At 44.0% G+C, this 26965-nt stretch carries 22 protein-coding genes; 14 read left to right on the forward strand and 8 right to left on the reverse strand.

Annotated features, from left to right (window positions below; translation table 11 throughout):
- The first annotated feature begins 100 nt into the window (after positions 1 to 100).
- The gene (locus tag ACOJR9_RS10685) at positions 101 to 655 is read left to right on the forward strand and encodes a SprT family zinc-dependent metalloprotease (protein WP_420932977.1); all 555 of its coding nucleotides are present in this window, start codon (positions 101 to 103) and stop codon (positions 653 to 655) included.
- Here ACOJR9_RS10685 and yfbV read toward each other — a convergent pair.
- Positions 652 to 1101, reverse strand: a complete 450-nt coding sequence (yfbV, locus tag ACOJR9_RS10690; protein WP_420932978.1) for a terminus macrodomain insulation protein YfbV — start codon at positions 1099 to 1101, stop codon at positions 652 to 654. The two genes, ACOJR9_RS10685 and yfbV, sit on opposite strands and share 4 nt — an antisense overlap.
- 394 nt (positions 1102 to 1495) lie before the next feature.
- Between yfbV and trxB the strand changes: the two genes are divergently transcribed.
- From trxB to infA, 4 genes are all read left to right on the forward strand, one after another.
- On the forward strand, positions 1496 to 2461 hold the full coding sequence (gene trxB, locus ACOJR9_RS10695; protein WP_420932979.1) for a thioredoxin-disulfide reductase: 966 nt from the start codon (positions 1496 to 1498) through the stop codon (positions 2459 to 2461).
- Positions 2462 to 2511: 50 nt separating this feature from the next.
- A complete protein-coding gene (aat, locus tag ACOJR9_RS10700) occupies positions 2512 to 3258 on the forward strand; it encodes a leucyl/phenylalanyl-tRNA--protein transferase (RefSeq protein ID WP_420932980.1) in 747 nt (248 codons plus the stop codon).
- Entirely contained in the window at positions 3255 to 3968 is a 714-nt protein-coding gene (locus ACOJR9_RS10705) for an arginyltransferase (RefSeq protein ID WP_420932981.1), read from the forward strand. Before aat ends, ACOJR9_RS10705 begins: the two co-directional genes overlap by 4 nt.
- 75 nt (positions 3969 to 4043) lie before the next feature.
- Complete coding sequence (gene infA / locus ACOJR9_RS10710; RefSeq protein ID WP_013784390.1) at positions 4044 to 4262, forward strand: translation initiation factor IF-1; 219 nt, start codon at positions 4044 to 4046, stop codon at positions 4260 to 4262.
- A gap of 222 nt (positions 4263 to 4484) precedes the next feature.
- Here the strand turns inward: infA and clpA are convergent, their stop codons facing one another.
- On the reverse strand, positions 4485 to 6761 hold the full coding sequence (gene clpA, locus ACOJR9_RS10715) for an ATP-dependent Clp protease ATP-binding subunit ClpA (protein WP_420932982.1): 2277 nt from the start codon (positions 6759 to 6761) through the stop codon (positions 4485 to 4487).
- Positions 6762 to 6785: 24 nt separating this feature from the next.
- Positions 6786 to 7106: an ATP-dependent Clp protease adapter ClpS gene (gene clpS, locus ACOJR9_RS10720; protein WP_032096522.1), complete on the reverse strand. Its 321-nt coding sequence runs from the start codon at positions 7104 to 7106 to the stop codon at positions 6786 to 6788.
- 208 nt (positions 7107 to 7314) lie between these two features.
- Here clpS and cspD point away from each other — a divergent pair, with 208 nt between their 5' ends.
- A complete protein-coding gene (gene cspD, locus ACOJR9_RS10725) occupies positions 7315 to 7533 on the forward strand; it encodes a cold shock domain-containing protein CspD (protein ID WP_032096523.1) in 219 nt (72 codons plus the stop codon).
- Between the two features lie 336 nt (positions 7534 to 7869).
- Here cspD and ACOJR9_RS10730 read toward each other — a convergent pair whose 3' ends face one another.
- Positions 7870 to 8739, reverse strand: coding sequence for a polyphosphate kinase 2 family protein (locus ACOJR9_RS10730; protein WP_420932983.1), 870 nt, complete (start codon positions 8737 to 8739; stop codon positions 7870 to 7872).
- 269 nt (positions 8740 to 9008) lie between these two features.
- A complete protein-coding gene (locus tag ACOJR9_RS10735; protein WP_420932984.1) occupies positions 9009 to 11228 on the reverse strand; it encodes an NADP-dependent isocitrate dehydrogenase in 2220 nt (739 codons plus the stop codon).
- Between the two features lie 673 nt (positions 11229 to 11901).
- Between ACOJR9_RS10735 and ACOJR9_RS10740 the strand changes: the two genes are divergently transcribed.
- The 7 genes from ACOJR9_RS10740 (at position 11902) to ACOJR9_RS10770 (ending at position 18232) form a co-directional block, all read left to right on the forward strand.
- On the forward strand, positions 11902 to 12450 hold the full coding sequence (locus tag ACOJR9_RS10740) for an rRNA large subunit pseudouridine synthase E (RefSeq protein ID WP_420932985.1): 549 nt from the start codon (positions 11902 to 11904) through the stop codon (positions 12448 to 12450).
- 429 nt (positions 12451 to 12879) lie between these two features.
- The gene (gene mnmA / locus ACOJR9_RS10745) at positions 12880 to 13944 is read left to right on the forward strand and encodes a tRNA 2-thiouridine(34) synthase MnmA (protein ID WP_420936107.1); all 1065 of its coding nucleotides are present in this window, start codon (positions 12880 to 12882) and stop codon (positions 13942 to 13944) included.
- A complete protein-coding gene (gene hflD / locus ACOJR9_RS10750) occupies positions 13944 to 14570 on the forward strand; it encodes a high frequency lysogenization protein HflD (RefSeq protein ID WP_420932986.1) in 627 nt (208 codons plus the stop codon). The genes mnmA and hflD overlap by 1 nt, the downstream gene beginning before the upstream one ends.
- Positions 14571 to 14614: 44 nt before the next feature.
- Positions 14615 to 15982: an adenylosuccinate lyase gene (gene purB / locus ACOJR9_RS10755; protein WP_420932987.1), complete on the forward strand. Its 1368-nt coding sequence runs from the start codon at positions 14615 to 14617 to the stop codon at positions 15980 to 15982.
- Positions 15983 to 16101: 119 nt separating this feature from the next.
- A complete protein-coding gene (locus ACOJR9_RS10760; RefSeq protein ID WP_420932988.1) occupies positions 16102 to 17214 on the forward strand; it encodes a JmjC domain-containing protein in 1113 nt (370 codons plus the stop codon).
- 21 nt (positions 17215 to 17235) lie between these two features.
- The gene (locus ACOJR9_RS10765) at positions 17236 to 17694 is read left to right on the forward strand and encodes a GNAT family N-acetyltransferase (protein WP_420932989.1); all 459 of its coding nucleotides are present in this window, start codon (positions 17236 to 17238) and stop codon (positions 17692 to 17694) included.
- Positions 17695 to 18013: 319 nt separating this feature from the next.
- A complete protein-coding gene (locus ACOJR9_RS10770) occupies positions 18014 to 18232 on the forward strand; it encodes a PGPGW domain-containing protein (protein WP_420932990.1) in 219 nt (72 codons plus the stop codon).
- A 133-nt stretch (positions 18233 to 18365) separates the two neighbouring features.
- On the opposite strand, the gene ppsA is transcribed toward ACOJR9_RS10770, so the two are convergent.
- Positions 18366 to 20741, reverse strand: a complete 2376-nt coding sequence (gene ppsA, locus ACOJR9_RS10775; protein WP_420932991.1) for a phosphoenolpyruvate synthase — start codon at positions 20739 to 20741, stop codon at positions 18366 to 18368.
- 262 nt (positions 20742 to 21003) lie between these two features.
- Here ppsA and ppsR point away from each other — a divergent pair, with 262 nt between their 5' ends.
- On the forward strand, positions 21004 to 21816 hold the full coding sequence (ppsR, locus tag ACOJR9_RS10780) for a posphoenolpyruvate synthetase regulatory kinase/phosphorylase PpsR (protein ID WP_269519582.1): 813 nt from the start codon (positions 21004 to 21006) through the stop codon (positions 21814 to 21816).
- A 195-nt stretch (positions 21817 to 22011) separates the two neighbouring features.
- On the opposite strand, the gene ACOJR9_RS10785 is transcribed toward ppsR, so the two are convergent.
- Complete coding sequence (locus ACOJR9_RS10785; RefSeq protein WP_420932992.1) at positions 22012 to 23985, reverse strand: sulfotransferase; 1974 nt, start codon at positions 23983 to 23985, stop codon at positions 22012 to 22014.
- Positions 23986 to 24128: 143 nt separating this feature from the next.
- On the reverse strand, positions 24129 to 26819 hold the full coding sequence (locus ACOJR9_RS10790) for a TonB-dependent receptor (protein ID WP_420932993.1): 2691 nt from the start codon (positions 26817 to 26819) through the stop codon (positions 24129 to 24131).
- Positions 26820 to 26965 lie beyond the last annotated feature (146 nt).

The following is a 26965-nucleotide window of genomic DNA, read 5'->3' on the forward strand; positions in this document are numbered from 1 at the left end:
GCCTTCAAGGATTGACCTCGCTTCGCCAAAGAGGAAACGCCGTTTACACGGCGTTTTTTTTTTCTAGACTTATTACTAATCCTTTTTATAGCACAGCATATTGCAATTCATCTGGGACAATACGCTGGGCAATTCAATTAACATTAAAAGGACAAACGCAATCGCCATTCGTGACTTATCTGAGGAACAGCAACAGGAAATTCATGCTGCTTTGTCCTCTTGTTATGACAAAGCCGAGCAATATTTTAAAAGGCGATTCCTCCGCCCTCACCTGTCGTTTCGCCGCTCTGGTAAAAACGCAGGCACTGCTTTTTTGCAACAAAACAGGATAAACTTACACCCTTTACTTTTTAAGCAAAATCAACAGGCATTTTTAGAAGAGGTGATCCCCCATGAGGTTAGTCATTTACTGGTTTGGACTTTGTTTGGACGGGTGAAGCCTCACGGTGAAGAGTGGCAAAGCATTATGATTGAGGTGTTTGGATGTGAGGCAAAAACGACCCATTGCTTTGATGTCAAAGCTGTAACGAACACCGTGGCTTATTTCTGTGAATGCAGTGAGCATGCCCTGTCAATGCGACGCCATAAAAGCATTCTCACCGGTACTCGCTATCGTTGTAGGAAGTGTAATTCAGAACTAAAACAGAATACTTAATTAAACCAATTTTCGGTAAACGCATTGTCTAAGTCTTTGAACGCTGTTCTAAGTAACTGTGCAAGTTCTTTATATTTTGGCTTTGAGTTAACCGAAGCGACTTTACAGCCCTGTGAGCGCATTGAAGAATGTATTTCTTGGTACCAGCTGTTCAACTGGGGGGGTAAATATTGGTCAGAGCGATGGCCTAACCACAGCAAACCTTGTATGGGGAGACTAAGAAAAAACATACCCATGGCAATAGTCTGTGGAATAAACTGCGTACCTAAGTTTTGAAGCAGCAGTAAACATATCACCATGGTGGCTGGCGGCATAGTCTTTATAGCGAATTTAGTGGCAGCCACAACTCTGCACTCTGGGAAAAAACCATACAGCTCTTTCCTCATGGGCCATGTTTTCATGTATTGTTGGCCGTCTTGCAACATTGTCTTCACTGGCTGAGACATGCTTCACCTCTAAACGTGCGTATTGATTCGTGAAATAATTTTACGTATTACTTAAAGTGTAAACTTCTTTACATTTAATACAAGAAACACTGATGTGTTGCCCACTTTTTTTGCCATGTTTTTGCGTTAGATTGCTGATTCTTAATTTATGTTGCCTCCTATTTGAAAATTTTTATCTACGAACATGTTCGAATATTGATATGGTTATCGGCATTATGTGAATTGAAATGGTAGGTGAATTCTGTCTAAAGGGCTCGCCGGCATTTTTTCAGCATACACGACTGAAAAGAGTGGGGGTGTAAAGGTTGATTTTAATCCAAACGACCTCACTTCCCTTTATACAACGATTTGAATAGTCTAGCTGCCCTGTTTATGGGTGTTATTGGAGAGGAAAATGTCAGAGAGCAGACACGTCCGTCTACTTATTTTAGGTTCGGGTCCTGCGGGTTACTCGGCAGCAGTTTATGCAGCGCGTGCTAACTTGAAACCGGTACTTTTAACCGGTATTCAGCAAGGCGGACAGCTTACGACCACCACCGAAGTTGAAAACTGGCCTGGCGATCCTGAGGGACTAACGGGCCCTGATTTGATGGTTCGCATGCAAAAGCATGCTGAAAAATTTGATACTGAGATCATTTTTGATCACATCAACAAGACTGATCTAAGCAAACGCCCATTTACCCTACACGGTGATAACGGTACTTACACTTGTGACGCACTTATCATTTCAACAGGTGCATCAGCTAAATACCTTGGCCTTGAGTCAGAACAAGCCTTTATGGGCAAAGGTGTATCGGCATGCGCAACCTGTGACGGATTTTTCTATCGCAACCAAAAAGTAGCGGTTGTTGGCGGTGGTAATACCGCGGTAGAAGAAGCGCTATATTTGTCTAATATTGCGTCTGAAGTTCATGTTATCCATAGAAGAGATACTTTCAGAAGTGAGAAGATCCTTGAGCAACGTCTACGAGACAAAGCGGAAAACGGCAACGTGGTATTGCATCTGAATAAGACATTAGATGAAGTACTTGGTGATGATATGGGCGTGACTAAAATCCGAATCAAAGATACCGACGGCGATGCCACTGAAGAGATTGATGTAATGGGCTTATTCATCGCCATTGGCCACAAACCAAACACAGATATATTTGCCGACCAGCTCACTATGAAAGACGGCTATATTGTTGTGAATAGTGGTTTGCACGGTAACGCCACACAAACTAGCGTTGAAGGCGTTTTTGCCGCCGGTGACGTTAGTGACCACGTCTATCGTCAGGCGATCACGTCTGCCGGCACTGGCTGTATGGCAGCACTTGATGCAGAAAAATTCTTGGACGGAATGGCTTCTGAACAAGGGTAATCACGATATAGGCCTTACTTATCCTGATAAGAATTTGTGAGGCCTCTCTTATGCTAGCATTACACTACATTGAAGATAATGCGCCCTTCCCCCCGGTACATGAGGCGTTAGACGATCCTAATGGCTTGCTTGCTTTTGGCGGCGACCTCAGCCCGCAACGTTTGTTTTCTGCCTATTCTCAAGGCATCTTTCCTTGGTTCAGTGATGACGAGCCCTTATTATGGTGGTCTCCTGATCCGCGAGTCATTATTAATTTAGACGATTTCAGTGTTTCAAAAAGTTTAAAGAAACTCGTCAGACAGCGAAAATACACGGTAACTCTTAATCATGCATTTGATAGAGTCATCGATACTTGCTCTGCAATACCTCGGGTTACGCAATCTGGAAGCGGCGTTTCTAACGAAACGTGGATTACCGACGATATGAAAGCTGCCTATTCGCAGCTATATGGTTTAGGAATTGCCCACTCTGTTGAGGTATGGGAAAACGATGAACTCGTTGGCGGCCTTTACGGCGTAGGTATTGGTAAGGTGTACTGCGGTGAGTCTATGTTTCACAAAAAAAGTAATGCATCTAAACTTGCAATGGTTGCCCTTGTCGAGCACATGCGTTCACAACAAATGGCATTTATAGATTGCCAATTACCTACAGAGCATTTGGCCTCACTGGGCGCACGCACAGTCAGCAGAAAAGCCTTCATTAGAACGTTAAAAGAGAATAATCAGACAGTGGATTCACAGGGTGAGATATGCTCTGAGTACGCAGAGCGCTGGCGTCCAAGGGTCATAACGCCATGAAGTTTGGTATTACACAATCATTTTCTTGTAGCTATCTTCCTAACGAGGAAGAACGTTTACTGGTGTATGCACAGGAGGATTCATTTTTATCGGCGCGCTATTCACAGCTCATTCAAGCTGGCTTTAGACGCAGTGGCGAGCAAATTTATCGCCCCCACTGTGTTAGCTGCAATCAATGTCAGTCTGTGAGGATCCCGGTAGATGCGTTCACCCCCTCTCGCAGCCAAAAGCGGATTTTAAAAGGCAATGCCACACTATCTGTAAAGTTACATACTTCTTTAAAGCCAGAATATTATCCGTTATACGAACGCTACATCAACGAACGGCATTCGGATGGGTCTATGTACCCGCCCTCCTATGAGCAATTCGACAATTTTTTAAGCTGCACATGGATGGCGCCGCAGTTTTTGGAAGCTTACGACAATGATAAGCTTGTAGCGGTTGCAGTAACCGACGTACTAGAGGACAATGCACACACTAGCGCGTTATCGGCGTTGTACACCTTTTTTGACCCCGACTATGCTGCTTCATCTCTCGGTACGTGGATGATCCTCATGCAAATTGAGCAGGCAAAATTAGCAGGCCATCAACACGTTTACCTAGGGTACTATGTGGAGGGCTGTCAAAAAATGAGCTATAAGCACAAATTTCACCCCTTTGAACAGTTTATAGACAACCAATGGCGTCTATTTACTAAAAAACCAGCTTAATCGCTTTACACTGCCCGCAAGATTGGTTAATGTCTGCGCGGCAAAAATTTTGAATTACTGAGGTAACTGCTTTACATGGCAAAAGAAGACTGTATTGAAATGGAAGGTACGGTGCAAGACACCCTACCTAATACTATGTTCCGCGTAGAACTAGAGAATGGTCACGTAGTGACTGCACATATTTCTGGTAAAATGCGTAAGAACTATATCCGAATTCTTACTGGCGATAAGGTCACTGTTGAGATGACTCCTTATGATTTGACCAAAGGTCGTATCATTTATCGCGCAAGATGATGAGCCATTGAAGCGGTAACGCATAAAAAAAGCCCGATAGCTATCTCGTTATCGGGCTTTTTCATTTGTACGATGAAAGTCAAACCACAAAAGGTATGGGCGACCGCACTGTCATCTGAGTAGAGTAAACCAAGCTGCAACCTAGGCAACAGCTTGGTCTGATGTTAATACTTGCCTTAGATGTCAAGCTAACAACCTTTGAGAAGATTATTGGCTGTATATTTAACTCGGCTCAACATGTTCTGACTTAGTATCTACACCACTGTATTCAAACGTCAATTTATCATTAACATAATGTACTTTTACGTTTCCGCCTTTCGCCAGTTCACCAAACAACAACTCATTAGCTAGCTCTTTCTTAAGCTCGTCTTTTATAAGGCGTGCCATTGGACGTGCACCCATTGACTTGTCATACCCTTTTTCAGCCATGTAAGCTCGAGCTTCTGATGTCACCTCTAAAGATACGCCTTTCACGTCTAACTGAGCCTGCAATTCGATAATAAATTTATCCACTACCTGCAGAATAACCTCAGCATCCAGATGGTTAAACCAGATTATGCCATCAAGCCGATTACGGAATTCAGGAGTAAATACCTTGTTTATTTCACTAAGTGCATCGTGGCTATGGTCTTGTTGCTTGAAGCCAATAGACTTACGCACCGTTTCTTGCACACCAGCATTTGTTGTCATTACCAGTACAACATTTCTGAAGTCAACTTTACGGCCATTGTTGTCAGTGAGTGTGCCATGGTCCATAACCTGCAGAAGTATGTTGTAGATATCGCTGTGAGCTTTCTCAATCTCGTCCAGTAGCACTACTGAATATGGATTTTTAATTACCGCATCAGTTAATAATCCGCCTTGGTCAAAACCCACGTAGCCTGGGGGCGCACCGATTAAGCGGCTTACAGAATGACGTTCCATATATTCAGACATATCGAAGCGCACCAACTCAACTCCCATAATGTTGGAAAGCTGTTGAGTCACCTCTGTTTTGCCTACGCCAGTTGGACCTGCGAACAAAAAGCTACCAATCGGCTTTGTTTCAGCACCTAAACCAGAACGAGACAACAATATAGCGTCATTTAGCGTCTCTATCGCTTTGTCCTGACCAAATACTACCATCTTAAGGTTACGCCCTAAGTTTTTAAGTACTTCTTTGTCAGATGCCGAAACGGACTTCTCAGGAATTCGAGCCATTTTTGCAATAATTTGCTCAATATCACCTACGTTAATTGTCTTTTTACGCTTCGAAGGGGCAAGTAGACGCTGGCTAGCACCTGCCTCATCCATGACATCAATGGCTTTGTCCGGCAAATGCCTTTCGTTGATGTACTTAGCAGACAATTCTGCCGCAGCCTGAATCGCTTTTTGCGTGAAGCGCACATTGTGGTGATCTTCGTAACGGCTTTTCAGTCCAAGTAAAATCTTCGTAGTGTCGCTAACACTTGGCTCAGTCACATCAACCTTTTGGAAACGACGCGCTAAGGCACGGTCTTTCTCAAAAATACCTTGGTATTCTTGATACGTCGTTGAACCAATACAGCGTAATTCGCCGCTTGATAACTTAGGTTTTAGTAAGTTAGACGCATCCATGACGCCGCCAGAGGCAGCACCCGCACCAATAATGGTATGAATTTCATCTATAAATAATATGGCGTGTTCATCTTTGCTTAGCTCTTTAAGGATAGCCTTAAGACGCTTTTCAAAGTCGCCGCGATATTTTGTTCCCGCCAGTAAACCGCCAAGGTCAAGAGAGTAAACTGTACTTTCTGCAATGACATCAGGGACGTCGTCGTTCACAATACGATAAGCTAACCCTTCGGCAATGGCTGTTTTACCCACACCAGCTTCACCAACAAGTAGAGGGTTATTTTTACGACGTCTGCATAAGATTTGAATCGTACGTTCAACCTCTGCATCACGGCCGATGAGGGGGTCAATTTTGCCATCTTTAGCATGGCGGTTTAAATCGGTAGCGTATTTACCTAACGCTGTACCGTTTTCTTCGCCGCTCTCAGCCTCTTCTGGGGTTTCAGAATTGATTGACTCATCATCTTCAGCTTTACTCACACCATGGCTGATGTAATTAACCACATCCAACCTGGTGACATCTGCTTTCTTGAGAATGAAAACCGCTTGCGACTCTTGTTCGCTAAAGATTGCTACTAGCACGTTTGCGCCAGTCACTTCGTCTTTACCTGAAGATTGAACATGAAAGACCGCACGCTGCAACACTCTTTGAAACCCAAGCGTTGGCTGGGTTTCCCGTTCGTTTAGCTGCTCGTCTAGAATTAGCGGCGTAGTATCTTTCACAAAAGATAGCAGTTCGCTTTTAACGGCCTCAACATCTGCACCACACGCTTTCAGTGCATCGCGAGCTGCTGTGTTGTCCAGCAATGCCAACAACAAGTGCTCTACCGTCATAAACTCATGACGGTGCTCTCTGGCAAATACAAACGCACTATTTAGCGTTTGCTCTAATTCTTTATTTAACATATTGCTCGCCCTCTACAAATTACCTTATGCCTGCTCCATAGTGCACATCAATGGGTGCTGATGTTTGCGTGCGTACTGGTTGACTTGCATTACTTTTGTTTCTGCAATCTCCGCGGTAAACACACCGCAAACCGCTTTACCTTGATAATGCACGGTAAGCATAAGTTGATTGGCCTTCTCAGCATCCAAATTGAAAAACTGCGTGAGAACCTCTATAACAAAATCCATTGGTGTGTAGTCGTCATTATTCAACAACACCTTATACATGGGAGGCGGCTGCGGCTTTTGTCGCTGCGCGTCTTTTTGCTTTTCCTTTTCAATACTAATAGCGTTGTCTTTACTCATAACTTAATAATAGTGTGTTACTGGCAGATGTCGTTAAACTTTTGGATAAAATTAATTCGCATTAGCTCTTGACATAATATGGTTAAAAAATCTACATTTTATTAGTGACATTGAGTATCTGTCTATATCGATACTTAATACACTGGGCTCTCGGATCTATAATGGGGGCATAAACGTGTGAGTTCAAGGATTAAGAGGAAGTCGAAGTATGGCGGTTGGCAAAGTTAAATGGTTTAACAACGCGAAAGGGTTTGGGTTTATCGTTCCAGAAGAAGGTGGTGATGACATATTTGCTCACTACTCAACAATTCAGATGGAAGGCTATCGCTCATTGAAAGCAGGTCAAGAAGTTCAGTTCGAAGTACAACAAGGACCGAAAGGTTTGCATGCGGAGAACATAGGTTTTGTAGAAGAACCCGAGCGTTAAAGAAAAATTCTAAGCAGCCCGACTGCCATGTCGGGCGCTTCTAACCCCTCTTTTTTTCAGTTAGCCTTAAATGAAAAAGGTTCAATATCTGCTGTCTTGAACATGGCCTTTTTTCTTATAATAAAGTCAACTCGATCCGTTTTCCGAATCAACGTTTTCCCTAATTATGGAAAATTTGTAATAACAAAGTGAATACGAAACACATTTGGCTAGCTAGTTAGTGTTTATTCCAACCAAATGAAGCGTATTCTTAACTACAACAGAACGTCCTGTAGCGTTGTAGACTATTGTGGGGTACTCATTTATCTACAACAAAAGATTCGACAGCAAAAAAATTTAGATGCCAGAGAGTTCATAGGAAATGTTGAGTTCTTTTATTGCCATGCCTATTAAGTCTTCATCAAGAGGAGGAGGCACGATATTCATATCCGCAATCAACGCCTCAACTATGACGCGTAATACTTCAACCCTAGCCTGCCATTTATGCTCACCATCAATAATTTTCCACGGTGCGAATGACGTGTTTGTTTTGGCAAACATGTCATTAATAGCACTAATATAATGATGTCGTTGCCTACTGTTATGTAGGTCCTCTGCGGTCAATTTCCAGCGTTTATAGGGGTTGCGAAGCCTTTCTTCAAAGCGTTTTCGTTGCTCTGCAGCAGAGATATGCATAAACAGCTTCACAATACGAACGCCGCTGTTGTGAAGTGTCTCTTCAAACTCGTTAATTTCTCGATAGCCACGCTGCCATTGTGTATCACTGGCCAATCGGTCAACGCGTTCGACTAGCACTCGTCCATAGTGCGAACGATCAAATATAGTCATGTTACCGGGAGCGGGAACGTGTCGCCAAAAACGATATAGAAAATGCTTAGCCTGCTCTACTTCATCAGGCTTAGACACAGGAAGTACCTTCACACCTCGGGGATCGAGCTTTTCAGTAACTCGTCTTATTGCCCCTCCCTTCCCTGATGCGTCCCAGCCTTCAAAAACAATCAGTGCGCGTCGATTTTGATGAAAATAGGCTTGTTGAATGTGAAAAAGCTGTTCTTGCAACGCTTTTTCTTCTGCTTTGTAAGTCTCTTTATCCGTAAAACGGGAAGGGGGAAATTCTTGTTGAAGTGTGAGAGTGTTCGCGGCTTCCTGCTTTTGCATTTCAGCCTGTTCACTCGACATCACCGAACCTTGTTGCTTATCACTCATGATTAATCTCCCTTTGCATTACGCCATATTGACTAACGCAGTGACTTATTGACCAAAGCGGTCGTCAATTGACAAAAACAGACATGGCAGCGATAAATTGTCACTTGAAATAGATATTAGCATTAGCATCAACCTTAGCAGAAACATGCCTTACAGCCGAAAAAAAGGCAATAAAAAACCCAGAAGCAACACTTCTGGGTTTATGGTATGTGCACTAATTAGCGCGGTATTTATGCGCTAATTGCGCGCTATCAGCTATGCTCAAGCCCTTAAGCGCCGATAATTGCTTTAAGCGTCTCACTAGGTGACATTGCCGCGAAAACCTTGTCTTCGTCTGGGTAGTAGTAACCGCCAATTTCTTGCGCTTTACCCTGTGTCGCATCAATCTCTGCAATAATGTCGTCCATTTTTGCAGAAAGCTCGTCATAAACGGACTTAAACTGCGCAGCAAGCTCAGCATCTTCGCTTTGATTAGCCACTTCTTGTGCCCAATACAGACCAAGGTAAACGTGGCTACCACGGTTATCAAGCTGCCCTGCTTTACGCTGTGGTGACTTACCGTTGTTAAGCAGTGCTTCAGTTGCTTTGTCTAATGCTTCTGCAAGAATTTTCGCTCTCGGGTTTTTGTGCTTAATAGCAACATCTTCCAAAGATACCGCTAACGCAAGGAATTCGCCAAGTGAATCCCAGCGTAAATGGCCTTCTTCAACAAACTGTTGAACGTGCTTCGGCGCGGAACCACCTGCACCCGTCTCGTAAAGGCCACCGCCCGCCATCAGTGGAACGATAGATAGCATTTTAGCACTGGTGCCAAGCTCTAGAATTGGGAACAAATCAGTGAGGTAATCACGAAGTACGTTACCGGTTACCGAAATAGTATCTAGGCCGCGAATTGCGCGTTCCATGCTGTAACGAATAGCGCGCACTGGAGACATTATTTGAATGTCTAAGCCAGATGTATCGTGATCTTTCAGGTAGGCATTCACTTTCTCAATAAGCTGGGCATCGTGTGCACGCTCATCGTCTAGCCAAAATACCGCAGGCATGCCTGATTGACGTGAACGAGTCACCGCTAGCTTCACCCAATCTTGAATAGGCGCGTCTTTCACCTGACACATACGCCAGATATCGCCTTCCTCAACGTCATGAGAAATAAGCACGTTGCCATCTTGGTCTATGATAGACACTGTACCATCGGCTTCTAATTCAAATGTTTTATCATGAGAACCGTACTCTTCTGCTTTTTGTGCCATTAGACCAACGTTTGGCACTGTACCCATTGTTGTCGGGTCAAAAGCGCCATGTGTTTTACAGAAGTTAATCACTTCCTGATAAATAGTAGCGTAAGTACTTTCTGGAATAACCGCCTTGGTGTCGTGTGCTTTTCCATCAGGTCCCCACATTTGACCAGAATTACGGATCATTGCGGGCATCGACGCATCAACAATAACGTCACTTGGCACATGAAGGTTTGAAATGCCTTTGTCTGAATTAACCATCGCCATGGGTGGTCTATCTGCATAACACGCATTGATGTCTTTTTGGATTTCAGAACGCTGACTTTCGGGAAGGGTCGCTATTTTGTCGTAAACGCTACCTAAGCCATTGTTAGGGTTAACGCCTAACTCGTCGAAAAGGTCGCCATACTTGTTGAACAGGTCTTTGTAGAAAACCTTAACACAGTGTCCGAATACAATAGGGTGCGACACTTTCATCATCGTTGCTTTCACGTGTAGTGAGAACAGTACGCCTGTATTCTTCGCGTCTTCAATTTGTTCTTCAAAAAATTCACAAAGTGCTTTCTTACTCATGAACATGCCGTCGATAACTTCGCCAGCTAGCAAATCTACACGAGGCTTAAGGGTTTTCTTACTGCCATCTTTACCCGTAAATTCGATACTTACGTAGCCGTCTTTCTCAACGGTAACCGACTTCTCTGCTGAGTAGAAGTCACCGCCGCGCATGTGAGCCACGTGTGAGCGAGACGCTTGAGACCATTCGCCCATTGAGTGAGGATGCTTACGTGCGAAGTTCTTAACCGCTGTTGGTGCTCTGCGGTCGGAGTTACCTTCACGCAATACAGGGTTTACTGCGCTACCAAGTACTTTGCTGTAACGCTCGCGAATCTCTTTGTCTTCATCGGTCTTCGGCGAGTCAGGAAACGCAGGTACGTTAAACCCTTTGTCGTTTAGCTCTTTAATGGTTGCACGAAGCTGTGGAATTGACGCGCTGATGTTTGGAAGCTTAATGATGTTTACATTAGGATCTTGAGTCAAATCACCAAGTTCAGATAATGCATCCGGTACTTTTTGTTCTTCTTTTAGATACTCTGGAAAGTTTGCTAAGACACGAGCGGCTAATGAAATGTCGGTTAGTTCAACATCGATGCCTGCCGCCGCAGCAAATTTCTTGATAATTGGAAGTAACGAATATGTCGCCAGCATTGGCGCTTCATCCGTCTTCGTATAGATGATCTTAGACTTGGTCATTATATACCTCTGTTAAGTCGGCAGAGTGCTGCCGTTTTTAATCCATTTTGTTGCTACAACCCGCTACGAAGGGCAGCGCCCATGGTCATTGCAATACGTAATTACCCTACGCTTTACTTTACACTTCTGACTGTAAAAGCGATTATTTTCTTTCGTCTTCGTTTCCCACCGCACATCCTGTTAACAATGCGCTTTAGCGGCGTGTTTTGTGACAATCAATGCGACAAATCATTGCGACAAACGCTCTTCACATATCACTCTGTCAATTTACAACGGATAAACGAATGCACAGCCTATTACGTCAGTTGCGTCCATTAGTATAGGGTCGAAAGTTCGAGTTACAAGTCATACCATTGTCTTAGTGCTAAAGATCAACGTATTAATTGGCAATTTAGTCCCAGAGAGCAAAGAGATACCGTAGGTAAGTAGCATTTGGCAATTAACGGGAAACACAGGAACCTTTATTTGAACCATGCTACGATCATGTTCACGCTAAGGGTGACGACAGAACGATTCACACGTATGATCACCATTAAGGTGATGGGTCGGGGAGAGTATACAAAGTCCAGGGAAGGTAACCAGGGTATAATTTCGTCACGTAAATGAAAACCGCGTCGCAGCAACAGTTTTTCCCGACAACACGTAAACCAATACCACTTTAAGCAGGCTTTCTATGCAGCCCGACACAAAAATTATTCTTTTCAACAAACCGTTTCAGGTGCTCTCTCAGTTTACCGATGCAGACGGTCGCGAAACGTTAAAAGACTATATAGATGTCCCTGATGTGTATGCGGCGGGTCGACTAGACAGAGACTCTGAAGGACTTTTAGTGCTTACCAACAACGGTAAATTACAGCACAAGCTTGCCCACCCAAAAGCGAAGACCAGCAAAACCTATTGGGCTCAAGTTGAAGGTGTTCCTGATAGTGCTGCAATTCAGTCACTTCAAGCGGGTGTAGAGCTGAAAGACGGCATGACTAAACCTGCCAAAGTTAAATTGATGCCTGAGCCAACGGTATGGGATAGACACCCACCTGTAAGGTTTCGTCAGTCTATTCCTACTTCATGGCTTGAAATAACCATTACCGAAGGACGCAATAGACAAGTTAGACGAATGACGGCGCACGTGGGCTACCCTACTCTGCGCCTGATTCGTTATCGAGTTGGAAACTGGACCATAGACGGTATTCAAAACGGCAAGTTCGTAAGCATTGATGCATAGTGTGTAAAACAGTGTGACGAAATAGTGTGGTGAAATAGCTTGATGAAATATCCACTGTGTTTTGAGAGCCTATATTCAGTACTAGGGCACGCGCCTTTTTAGCCTCAGCACCTATAGGGAGAAAGAGTCAAAACCGCTGTTCATATTGAACTTAGATTTAAACACCCTACCTTTATAAGCCATGCCGTATTGAAAAGATATTAGCGTGAATTACCCCTCCAATTCTGATAAAATCCGCGACCTAAAAATTGATATGCAATAAAGTTGTCGTTTATTTAGAAATCGACATTGAAAAATCGGTTAAAAAGCCGGTTGAAAGAACTCTCCCAGAGAACAGCTTGGGTTTTTCCTGCAATTTTCTAATTATTGAGTGTGCAAGACGTAGTGACTGACATAGATTCAAACGCCAGCAAAAAAGTTATTGTCGGAATGTCCGGCGGTGTAGATTCATCCGTTTCAGCTTACCTGCTTCAACAGCAGGGGTATCAGGTTGAAGGACTTTTCATGAAAAACTGGGAAGAAGATGACAACGACGAATATTGCGCCGCAGCTGAAGACTTAAAAGATGCCCAAGCAGTTGCTGACAAGCTTGGCATGGAACTGCACACAATCAACTTTGCTGCAGAGTACTGGGATAACGTATTCGAATATTTCCTTGAAGAATACAAGGCGGGTAGAACACCAAACCCCGACATTATGTGCAACAAGGAAATTAAATTTAAAGCGTTTCTAGAGTTTGCAGCAGAGGACTTAGGTGCCGACTATATTGCAACGGGTCACTATGTACGCCGTCGCGAGGTTGACGGTAAATGGCAAATGCTGCGCGGGTTAGACAACAACAAAGACCAAAGCTACTTTCTTTATACACTAGGCGAAGAGCACGTTGCCAAAACACTGTTTCCCGTAGGAGACATTGAGAAGCCACTGGTTAGAAAAATAGCTGAAGAACAAGGTCTTATTACACATGATAAAAAAGATTCCACGGGCATCTGTTTTATTGGTGAACGAAAATTCAAAGACTTTTTAGCGCAGTACCTGCCGGCACAGCCGGGTATTATTGAAACCGCTGAAGGCGAGGAAATAGGCAAGCACGAAGGCTTGATGTATCACACACTAGGTCAGCGTAAAGGGCTTCATATTGGCGGCCTTGCGAAATTTGGTGAAGACCCATGGTACGTAGTAGATAAAGACGTAGCACGTAATGTCCTTATTGTAGGTCAAGGTGCAGACCACCCTCGCCTCTATTCAAAAGGTTTAGTGGCGAAACAGCTACACTGGGTCGACCGCGAAAAGGTGAGTGCGCCGTTTAAGGCTATGGTCAAAACACGATACCGCCAGGCTGATATCCCTTGTACCATTACGCCGAAAGACAATGACACTATCGAAGTCATGTTCGACGAGCCACAAAAAGCCGTTACTCCAGGCCAATCAGCCGTTTTTTACCTCGATGAAGTCTGTTTAGGTGGCGGTATTATTGAGAGCTATATCCGATAATGTTAGATGCAGATATTGAAGATAACTTAGCCCTTGCCGGTGTATGCCAAGCGGCAGCGCTTGTTCAGCAACTGGCAAGAAAGGGGACAGCAGATAGTGATGCTATTGAGGCTAGCTTATCAAGTATCCTTGTTACCGACCCAGAAACACCACAGCAGGTGTTTGGTCAACTGAGCAACCTGCAGTTGGGATACTCTACGCTGGTTTCACAACTCTCCGACAAGCAGGCAACCAAAGATACAGAGCTTACTCGTTACATTGCGAGTATTCTTGGCCTTGAGCGCAAGCTAGCGCGCAAATCCAAAGCCATGCACGAGCTAGGCGATCGCATTTCACACGTTCAGCGACAGCTTGCCCACGTGGACTTTCAAAATCCCCAAATTGTGTCTTCTCTTGCAAGTATTTACAGCGATGTCGTCAGCCCGCTAGCGCCTAGAATTCAGGTTGCAGGCAATCCCGACTACCTAAGCCAACCGGCTACCCAACATAAGGTGCGAGCGGTGTTACTTTCAGGGGTCAGAGCGGCGGTAATGTGGCGACAAATGGGTGGTAAAAGACGCAACATTTTGTTCAAGCGCAAACAAATTTTAAGTAGTGCTGTTAAGGCGCTCAGATTAATCAACTAGTGCCGTTAAGGCGCTCATACTAATAAACTAGTGAGGAGCTCAAGGTGGAACTGAGTCAGTTAACTGCAATTTCCCCTGTCGATGGTCGATATGCTGGCAAAAGCGAAGAATTACGCAGCATTTTTAGCGAGTATGGCTTATTAAAGTACCGAGTAGAAGTAGAGGTTCGTTGGCTACAAATGCTGTCGAACAACCAGCACATTGAAGAAGTTCCCGCTTTTTCTGAATCATCAAATGCACTTTTAGACAGCATTGTGGCTGAATTCAGTGTTGAAGATGCCACTCGTATCAAAGATATTGAGCGTACCACTAACCACGACGTAAAAGCGGTTGAGTATTTTCTGAAAGAAAAAGTTGCCGATAATGCTGAGCTTTCAGCGGTTAACGAATTCATTCATTTTGCGTGTACATCAGAAGACATCAACAACCTATCTCACGGACTTATGCTTAATGAAGCTCGTGAAAGCGTTATATTGCCTTACTGCGATAAACTCATTGATGCGCTTATTGCACTAGCAAAAAAATATCAATCAATACCTATGATGGCAAGAACTCACGGTCAGCCTGCATCTCCCACCACTATGGGCAAGGAAATGGCGAACGTGGCTATCCGCCTTAAACGCCAGCGCACGCAAATCGCAAATGTTGAGTTGTTAGGTAAAATCAATGGTGCGGTGGGTAATTACAACGCTCACCTATCAGCTTATAAAGATGTGGATTGGCACAGTGTGTCAGAAAGCTTCGTAACATCTCTAGGCCTAACGTGGAACCCCTTCACCACACAAATCGAACCCCATGATTACATTGCCGAGATGTTTGATGCAATTGCACGCTTTAATACCATTCTTATCGACTTTGATAGAGACGTATGGGGCTACATTGCACTGGGTCACTTCAAGCAAAAAACTGTTGACGGCGAAATTGGTTCATCAACCATGCCGCACAAAGTAAATCCTATTGATTTTGAAAACTCAGAAGGCAACCTAGGTTTGGCCAACGCTATTTTTGACCACCTAGCCGCTAAGCTGCCTATTTCTCGCTGGCAGCGTGACCTTACCGATTCTACCGTTTTGCGTAATTTAGGTGTGGGTGTGGGTTATGCAGTAATTGCATACCAAGCTACACTTAAAGGCATTAGTAAGCTTGAGGTAAACGAAAAAAGCCTCGCAAACGAGCTTAATAACAATTGGGAGCTTCTTGCTGAGCCAATTCAAACCGTGATGCGTCGCTATGGTATCGAAAAGCCCTATGAAAAATTAAAAGAGCTGACTCGCGGTAAAAAGGTAGATGCTGACGGTATCGCAGCCTTTATTGATAACCTTGAAATGCCAGAGTCTGCTAAAGATGAGTTAAAAGCGCTAACACCAGCTAATTACATTGGCGATGCCATTAGACTAGTAGGCCAGCTGTAATAAGTGTAAGTGCAAGGGTATATTAACCCTACCAAAGCGCGGTTATTTACCGCGCTTTTTTCTTTCTCTCTTTCCTGTTTTTGGCAAGACTTTTTAGCGAGGCTATTTAGCAAGACACTATGAAAAACTTTGATATCGACACATTTCTCAATGAATACTGGCAGCAGAAACCTGTTGTACTTAAAGGTTTTTTTAAAAACTTTGCCGACCCTATTGATGAAAACGACCTCGCGGGCTTAGCACAAGAAAGTGAAGTAGACAGCAGAATAATCAGCCATGACAATGGACAATGGCATGTAGAAGAAGGGCCAATAGAAGACTTTGAGCGCGTATGCCAAGGACAATGGACATTACTCGTTCAAGGTGTGGACAAATACATTGGGGACGTAACGCCCCTGCTCGCGCCTTTCTCGTTTATTCCAAATTGGCGCCTTGACGATCTCATGGTTAGCTTTGCTACTGAGGGCGCCGGCGTTGGCGCCCATATCGATCAGTACGACGTATTTTTGGTGCAGGGAAAAGGCGCTCGACGTTGGCGAGTAGGCGAGCCAGGTAATTATGCTGAGATACATCCCCATGGAAAGCTTCGTCAAATTGAAGATTTCTCTCCCATCATTGATGAAACAATGATGCCCGGCGATGTGCTTTATGTGCCGCCAGGTTGGCCTCACAACGGCAAAACAATAGAAGACAGCATGACCTACTCTGTTGGTTATCGTGCACCTGATAACCTTCAACTTGCAGAAAGCCTTGCGATGATGCTTGATAAGGGCATTGGCAACCAGCGTTTTAGCGACCCTTGCCGCCCAACAACACTGCAGCCTGCGAAGGTTATTGCTGTCGATGTTAATGCATTAAAACAACAGTTAATCGACACCATTAATTCAAAGGATTATACCCACTCACTATTAGAAGCAATGAGCGAACAAGGTATTCCTGAGTTTCCATTAGAGCAAGAAGTTACCATTGAGCAGGTGTCTAACGAGCTTGCAACGGGTCTAAGCTTTCAGCCTGCACCCGGTATAAGGCCGTTGCTGTGCGACGGTACTAACGGACTGCCTCTCGCTTTGTACGTCAATGGTAGCCGATTCGATGTGGCAGAAAACGATTTTGAATGGTATGAGATACTCGCCTCAGGCAACACGTTCGATGCTACATCGAGCCAAGACTCGCCCTCTTTTGCATTTTTGCAGACATTAACTACACTTATTAACAACGGATATTGGGAATAGTTAATACGGTGGAATGTCAATATGGCGTTTACGGTTAAAAGCGTCAGCTGGGAAAATGGAAAGCCAATCATTCAAGCACTCAGAAAGAGTGTGTTTGTGGTTGAGTGGCGAATTCCGCAGACCAGCGAATTTGATGAACAGGACAGCACGGCAACACACGTCCTTGTTGTTGACGATAATAACGAGGCCGTTGCAACTGCAAGACTCACTAGAGGGGGTGAATTAGGACGAATAGCAGTGAAGCGAAGCCATCGAACTTTGTCTATTTATAAAATTTTGTTTGCCGCGCTTCTTAAAACGGCAGAACAACAAGCTTTTCCTACTCTCAATGTCGTATGCAACCTCGACAGCGTAGACTATCATCGCTCGTTAGGCTTTAAACCGGCGGGAAGAGTATTCATGGACGCAGGCGTACCAAGGCAACGTCTTAAATGTAAAGCAAAACAGTTTCCTTTGCCCGATGTTACACAGTTACACTGACACCGCCTTCACTACTAACATATCCTTAGTACCCCAATCTGCTTGAGTGAGTTAAAGAATTAATTTATGAGGGTACATACTGCGTGTTTGTCAAGGCAGTTTACTACTTGAATAAAGCCATCACACTTTGAACAAACGTTCTGACATAATTCTCTGTCAAAATACGACAGCTACACTTAGTTACATTTAACTTATTGGCTTTTATCTCACTAAAGCGCATTATCTGATAGTAAATGTATTAAGTAAGAGCAAGTGCGTTAAGAAATGATAGTACTTATGGCATCTTGGCATTAAGACATATTCAGCGGAACAGATAAACATGAAAGCAGTGCGATTAACCATCGGTGGGTTATTGCTGATCAGCGGTATAATCCTTACCTTATTACCTGGCTCTATTCTCCTTGTACTTGGAGGGTTGATGCTGCTTAGTTTCGATTGGCCTCGTGCTCGAGCATGGCTTAGGTTTAGCCAGAAATCGATGACAACCAGTGCCAGAAAACTGGACCGTTTTATGTTGATGCGCCGGTTGAGAAAGTAGCACTTAAAAACGATGCTAACTAGCAGTTAACTAGCCGAATTATGAACAAGTACTATGAACACGAGCTCTGAACACAAACTCTGAACATAAAAAACCGCTCAATTGAGCGGTTTTTTCGTTTTACTTTTGGCGTTTACTGTCCGTGCTTTTCAGCAAGATACAACCATGTTTCTACTACTGAATCAGGGTTTAATGATACAGAATCAATGCCCTCAGCCACTAACCACGCTGCAAAGTCTTCGTGATCCGATGGACCCTGTCCACAGATACCCACGTACTTGCCACGCTTCTTGGCGGCTCTGATTGCCATAGACAACAAGGCTTTTACTGCATCATCACGTTCATCGAACAAGTGAGCAATAAGACCACTGTCACGGTCAAGCCCCAAGGTAAGTTGGGTAAGGTCGTTAGAGCCAATTGAGAAGCCGTCAAAGATATCTAAAAACTGGTCAGCAAGCAGTGCGTTTGACGGTAACTCACACATCATGATGATGCGCAGACCTTTGTCGCCCTTCTTAAGCCCTTGCTCTTCTAGAAGCTCAATAACTTTACGGCCTTCTTCAACGGTCCTCACAAATGGGATCATAATTTCCACATTCGTCAGGTCCATCTTATTGCGTACACGCTTTATCGCTTCACATTCTAAAGCAAAACAGTCTCTGAAATCTTCTGAGATATAACGGCTTGCTCCACGGAATCCCAGCATTGGGTTTTCTTCATCAGGCTCGTACTGGTAACCACCAACCAGGTTAAAGTATTCGTTCGACTTAAAGTCAGACATACGAACGATAACTTTCTCAGGCGCGAATGCCGCACCAATGGTTGAAATACCCTCAACAAGTTTCTCGATGTAGTATTCCGTTGGCGACTCGTAGCCCGCTATCATATCGGTAATTTCTTCTTTCAACTCTTCAGGCTGGCTGTCGAAGTTAAGAAGGGCTTTAGGATGAACGCCTATCATTCGGTTGATGATAAACTCTAGACGGGCAAGGCCTACCCCTGCATGAGGAAGACGAGCAAAGTCGAATGCGCGATCCGGATTGCCCACGTTCATCATTACGTTAAGCGGAAGGTCTGGCATAGAATCGATGCGTGAGGTCACAACATCAAATTCAAGTACGTCACCATAGATGTAACCAGTATCACCCTCTGCGCACGACACGGTGATTCTATCGCCGTTTTGAATGCTGTCTGTTGCGTTGGTACAACCCACAACGGCAGGAATACCCAGTTCACGAGCAATGATTGCTGCGTGACAAGTTCGTCCACCGCGGTTGGTCACAATCGCTGATGCTTTTTTCATGATAGGTTCCCAGTCAGGGTCTGTCATGTCAGTAACTAGCACGTCTCCCGCTTGGATCTTATCCATCTCTTCGATAGAGCCCAGAACCTTCGCAACGCCTGCACCAATTTTATGGCCAATAGCGCGACCTTCGCACACAATGTTGCTTTGGCCTTTAAGCTGGAAACGCTCGATGCTTTGAGAGTCTTCGCGGCTACGAACGGTTTCTGGACGAGCCTGCACGATGTAAAGCTTGCCGTCTACACCGTCTTTGGCCCACTCAATATCCATAGGACGCTTGTAGTGCTTTTCAATGATCTGGGCCTGTTTAGCTAGCTCCATCACTTCATCGTCGGTTAACGAGAACGTTTTACTCTGAACTGGCTCAATATCCACAATTGAAACCTGCTTACCGTGAGCTTCATCATCAGAATAAATCATCTTAGTCAGTTTACTGCCAATGTTACGACGAACAATAGCGGGTAAACCTTTATCTAGTGTTGGCTTATGCACATAAAACTCGTCAGGGTTTACCGCACCCTGAACCACCATTTCGCCTAAACCAAAGGAGCTAGTGATGAACACAACATCTTCAAAGCCTGATTCGGTATCGATGGTGAACATAACGCCCGAAGACGCGATATCACTGCGCACCATGCGCTGAATACCAGCCGATAGCGCTACACCTTTGTGGTCGTAACCTTGGTGAACACGATAGGAAATAGCGCGGTCATTAAACAATGAAGCAAATACGTGTTTAATGGCTACCATCACTGAGTCGTAGCCTTTCACGTTCAAAAAGGTTTCTTGTTGCCCAGCAAATGACGCATCTGGCATGTCTTCTGCGGTAGCTGAAGAACGAACGGCGAAAGAGGCCTCATCTCCTGCATCACCCTGCAGAGTGACGAATGCCTCTCTGATAGCGTCTTCAAGTTGTGGTTGGAAAGGCGTGTCTATGATCCATTGGCGAATGTTCTTACCCGCTTCAGTAAGTGCGCCAATATCGTCAACGTCTAACGCGTCTAGCGTTTCGTGTATTTTTGCTTCTAACCCGCTTTGTTCTAAAAACGCATTAAACGCTTCGGCGGTTGTTGCAAAGCCACCTGGCACCTGCACACCGGCGTTTGAAAGGTTTGAGATCATCTCGCCCAATGATGCATTTTTGCCGCCTACGCGACCTACATCGTGCATGCCCAGTTCTTGATACCAAAGTACGTAATCTTGCACAGCCCAAGCCTCCAGCTTTTTTTGTGTAGGGTATGAGGTTAATTTCAGGTTTTATTGATTTTATTACCTGAAAAAATTCAATTCGTTAATCGAAATGTTAACAGCCAATATCTTCTGCGCAATGACTTGTCACTTTTCTTTATCGTCGTCATTCGCGATAAGCGTCTGGCTTTTCGACAAAATCATCATAGAATGGGCGTATTAAGAATGTAAACTCTTTATTAATTCTGTAATTAAATTACGACAATGTTAAGGATATGTTGTGAGAACAGCTTTTTATATTTCAGATGGCACAGCCATTACAGCAGAGGTGTTTGGTCACGCGCTGCTCTCGTTATTCCCCGTTGAGTTTAATCACAACACTATTCCATTTGTTGAAACAGAGGAACACGCGCAAAAAGTTCTTGAGCAAATTTCTGAAAGTTTTCAAGATACCGGGGAACGGCCGCTCGTTTTTTATACAATTGTGAATGTAGATGTTCGTAAAATCATCTCTAAATCGGTCGGTATTAATTATAATTTCCTCGACCAATTTGTTGCTCCTTTGGAAAAAGTACTTGGCGTACCGTCAAAACCAGAAAAACATCGCACGCACAGTATTCACGAAACCACCTACGATATTCGCATTGAGGCGGTGAATTACGCGTTAGCCAATGATGATGGTTCGAACTTAAAAGACTACGACGAGGCGGATATTATCCTTACCGGTGTATCTCGTTCTGGAAAAACACCAACAAGTTTATATTTGGCGCTTCAATTTGGGATAAAAGCCGCTAATTACCCGTTCACTGAAGAAGATATGGGAGACATGCTTAAGCTACCTCCAGCGTTAAGACGTTACAAAAACAAACTGTTTGGTTTAACTATTCAGCCTGAACGTCTACATCAAATTCGCTCAGAGCGACGTGCCAACAGTAAATATGCGTCCATGCAACAATGCCGCATGGAATTAAGAGAAGTGGAAAATTTGTACCGCAAAGAAAAAATTCCCTTTTTGAACAGTACTAAGTATTCCATAGAAGAAATATCAGCAAAAATTTTGGCCGAAACCGGACTCAAGCGAAGAAAATACTAGTATTAACAGGCTGTGATATGGCCGTTTTCAGTCAAAATTACCCATAACGAAAAAAGCAGCCTCGGCTGCTTTTTTGTCATTACAATATATGGCTTGTTATCTTGCCTTTTACTCGAGCCTTTACGCTAAGCTCTTATTCTAGCCCTTTAATTCAATCTTTTAATTAAAGCCAAACCTCTCTGCGCTAAAGCAAGATTAAGTCGGTAAACGAGTTAACGCTTGTTTAAGCTCTGTCAAATACTCCTCGAATGGTTTCCATTGTTCCATACCGGTTTTATAAATAGGCTGGCGAACTTGTTCCGAGCTTGGCGTTTTGATAACCCGTTTTGTTTCATAAAATGAGAGGCAACTTTCCTCAAACGGAAGGTCGCAAAATGCGAGTATTCGCTTTACTTGCCCTTCTAAATCATCAAGCACATCTTCATGCTGTACCGTCAATATTTCACCGGGAAGCACAGACTTCCAATGAGTCATTAACGCTTCATAAGCAACGTAGTAACGGCCAATATCGTCTTGTCCGTAACTGAACTCTTGCCCTTCCCCAAACAATTGCTTATAGCCGCTGAAGCAACAATCCATGGGAGCCCTGCGAGCATCAATGATTTTTGCGTTAGGCAGTATTTTTTTGATAAGGCCAATATGAATAAAGTTATTTGGCATTTTATCAATAAAAAACGGGGCTCCTTGCCGGTATGCCTGCGTTTGATCTATGTACCGTTGTCCCAATGCTTTGCACGCTTCATCGTCTAATTCGTTTACATTAAACGGATAAGGTGTTTTCTTATGACTCAGTGAAGATGCAATTCCCAATACGTCGTGCAGCTCCATAGTGCCATCTACCATAGAGTGAGAAGCTAGTATTTGCTCTAGTAGGGTAGAACCAGCCCGCGGCAGGCCGACAATAAAAATAGGGTCTGGCGCCTGACAACCTTGGGCTTTTTTAAAGCTTTCTGCATGAAACGCTTTTTGCTGTGCTGCTAATGCTGCTTCAGTCCTTTCAATATCAAACTGTAAGGTTCGTTTTTTAAGCGCATTTCCTTGGCTATAATAGTGAAACGCGGTTTTAGCGTCCTTCCTATCTTCAAATCCTTTACCTAGTGCAAAACAAAGATGAATTTTGTCATCTAATTTTGTCGACGCCAACGACTCCTGCGCGACCATTTTTGTCATCATTTTATCGTCAAAACGGTAGGTTTTGGTATTAGCTAGGCTCCAGTATGCATCACCAAAATCAGCGGCATAGGCAATTGATTTCTGATAAGCGCCAACCGCTTGCTCCATATTGCCTTGCGCTTTAAAAGCGTGGCCAAGGGCAACCCATAACGCAGGGCGATCGTCATTGGCAGATAAAAGTTCTTGGTATATGTGAATTGCCTCATCTAAGGAACCAATGCCTACCAGGGCATGAGCCAATGAGACTTGCACGGTAAAATTATCCGGTGATAGCGCCAAGCGTTTTTTAGCCAGCCCCGCTGCTTCAGGAAATTTTCCTAACTTCGATAACAGACTTTGAAAAGCCGCAGCGGCTCTGTCATTGTCGGGATACATTTCAACGCAGCTCTCTAATAAAAACTCAGCGTCGTTGTATACCTTTAATTGAATGCCTAATTCAGCAAGCAGCATCATGGCTTCAGGGTGATGCTTGTTATTAGTAAGAAACTGTCTGCAAACCTGTTCAGCCTTGTGTAATTGGCCTTCGTGCATTAAATCTGTAGCACCTAATAGCGGCTTTGGCAGTGAGGTTAAAAATTGAATTTGCTGCTGACACAATGTCAGTGCTTGCTTCTGGTCGTCTCTTTTATACACTTTTTCGAGCTGTTGCCACGATGCAAGTAATGCAGGGTTAAATCGAGTGGCTTGATAAAAGCTGTGAGCAGACTTTTTACCGTCTATATTCGCATAACAATAACCCAGTTCTTGAAACGCTCTTCCGTAATCTGGAAACAAGGCAATTACGTTATCAAGAGTGGTAATAGCATTTTGCGTGTTACCTGATAGCCTGTAGGCGACCGCTTGTAAGTACAACGCTTCACGCTGTGCATCACTGCTTAGCCCACCCTTAGCATCGCCATCAGCTTCATTTTGAGCAGCGTTTGCCTCATTAAACGGAGTATGTACAGTCAGCAATTCAGTACATTGCGTGATCACGGCTGCAAAGTGGGACTGCATTAAAGCTTTCTTTATAGTAAGAAGTGTTTGTTGTTCTTTAGTATTCATTTTTACAGCATGCCTAAAAATAGAAAAAACGACAAACTCGAAAGTTTGCCGTTTTGATTTTTACCTACGGCTTACCCAATGTCTCAGACACTAACTTAATAGTAGTCGTAAGAGAAACGCATTCCGATAGTACGAGGCCTGTTTGTGACTACTTTTGGCGTAAACTGTTGCGTATCGATATTTAACATTGCACGCTCATCAAAAACATTATCAATATAGAGTTCAGCTTTCCACACATCGTTGGTAACACCTACTGCTAAATTAGCAAGGAAGTATGACTCCTGAACATAACGGCCGCCGCGGAACGTTTCACCGTTTGAATCTGCGTACGTTACGCCTTCATACACCGCAGCTTCTTGCTCTATTTTAAGGCCAGACCCTGTACCATAAATATTTTGAGTGGCATCTTCCATTACATAGGCATCCATTATCATGCCAGCAAAACGGTCGCCAGTGTAGCTTACAGAACCATTTACGTAACCTCGTTTACCACCCTCAAGTTCAAAGAAGTAACGGGCATTGATGTTACCCGAAAATTCAGCAGAATAAGGTAATCGTGAACCCACACCTGCTGCAATACCTTCAAGCTCAGAGTTTATGCTAGTCAACTCTGTGTCTAGTACGCTGAATGCTGCATTAATGACTAGGTCATCAGTAGCAAGCCACGTTAGGTCTGCATCGAGGCCTTTGATTTCGGCATCACCGACGTTGTCGGTAAACACGAGGAACGAAATATTGGTTGGGTCAAAACGTGACGTTTGAAGATCCGTAATTTCAGAATAATACGCTGTGGCATTTACGCGAAATAAGCCGTCAAAAAAATCACCTTTCAGTCCAAGTTCGTAGTTGTCTAACGTATCCGTCGTTGAATAGACCGGAATACGAAAGTTTTCAAACTTTCCGCTTTGATTAGACGCTAAACCGCCACCAACACGGTTTGTCACCGGCGGACGGAAGCCTTCAGAATAGTTTGCAAAAACAAGTACGTCTTCATTCACCTTATAGTCTAGTGAAAATTTGAAGATAGTATCGTCAACAGTAAGAACGCCATTGCTATCAAGAAGGTCAGTTTCTAACTGGCCGCTTTGAATTGCTGCGTTAACCGCATCGGGGTCAAGTCCAACTGCCGCTAACTCATCAGGGTCCTGTGTACCGAAAGCACGAATACGGCGAGTTACGTCAACTGTTGACGTTGAACCCACATAAATATCATCAATTTGGTACCAACGCGCACCTAAGCTAGCCGTGAGCTTTTCAGTCAGGTCGTATTCTAATTGACCAAAAACGGCTATTTGCTCAATAGTATGAGTAATATCATTGACGAAACCTACCTCACTTGGGAAAGGTCCACCGTCACTATTGATGCCCTCATTACCCACTAGAGTGCGCTCAAGATTATTGAACAGTTCAGTATTCGGAATTTTAAATTGACCGACTGTTGCGATTTCCTGTTCGTCGTAAAATAAACCAGCGGTAACGCGCCACGGTGTATCCATCGTGGTATTAAAACGCAATTCATGAGTGTTTCGAGTTGAAGAGGTATCTTCTCTATAGAATTTTGTTGGATCTAGACAGCGCTCGTCTGCTGCGTTATCCGGCGTATCGTAATGATTACATAAATAATATGCTGAAAATAAGCCACCATTGGTGTAGCCCGTATAGTCAGCTAATGTGTCGATTTCTCTATCTAAATACCCACCAGTGTATACAACATCAAGTTTGTCCAAGCGGCCCTCAACAGTCCACGTTGTGAGTCCAAACTCATCTCTGTTTTCTTCTGGTTGAAAACGTATAGCAGAAGTTTCGCCCTCTAGCGTAGGGTCATAAGAAAAGACACCTTCAGTGTCTAACGTTTGCTGAGTGTGTTGTACTAGCAAGTCCCAATCGTCATTAATGTGGTATGACAAACCGAAGCGAGCACCAGAATATACCGCATCATTAAAGTCTTCTTCAACAAGCGCGTCATTCTGAGGTGACACCACCGATGCTTCAGAGCTTGAAGAAATATTAGGGTTAGTAATACGGTTTGCATCCATCGCAACAGGGTCAGCAAGCACTCCACCAGAAATGCGATCAACAACAACTGCGCTTCCAATGTAGCCACCTTCTCCAGGCACATTTCTTACGTTGTCAATCCAACCACCTTGTTGGTCGTTGTATGCAGCTACGCGGACTGCCAAATCATCGGTGAGTGTCATATTGAAGTAAGCTTCAACTGAATTGCTCATCTCTCCATCTTTGGTGAAGCCGATATTAGTGTCAAAACCGGCAGCAAAACCTGTATGATCTGGTTTATTGGTAATAAGGCGAATGGTGCCGGCCTGAGAGCTTGCGCCAAACAGTGTGCCTTGTGGCCCGGGAAGCACTTCAACTCGCTCAACGTCAGTTGCGTAAATATCAAGGTTACGACCGGCCATAGACACTGGCATTTCATCTAGATAAAAGGCTACCGAAGGCTGCAATGCTTGAACTGAAGACAGCATGATATTTGATTGCGTTGTTGCGGCTCCGCGAATATAAATCTCGTTTTGGCCAGGTCCCGTGCCTTGGAAAACAACGTTAGGTAGAAACTCGACATATTCTTGGAAGTTATCAATGCCAAGATTTTCCAACGCTTTGCCGTTCAAAGCTTGAACCGCAACAGGAACATCTTGGATAGATTCAGTACGTTTTGTTGCAGTTACTTCAATGGTTTCGAGTTTTGCGGGTGCTTTCGACTCCTGCGCGGCTATAGATGTTGTTGCCAATGCAGCGACGATCGCACAGCTAAGCTGAGTTTTACGCATATGTGTGTTTTCCCTTTGATGTTGATTTTTTATTCTTCGGATACTGTTTACTTGAAACATGTATTAATAAGATCATCTTTATTAACCCACAAACAGAAAACAATTTCTACTCTAACGATTAAGTTTTATGCAAAAACACCAAAAAT

Source organism: Alteromonas ulvae (assembly GCF_048987005.1).
Classification (GTDB): Bacteria; Pseudomonadota; Gammaproteobacteria; order Enterobacterales; family Alteromonadaceae; genus Alteromonas.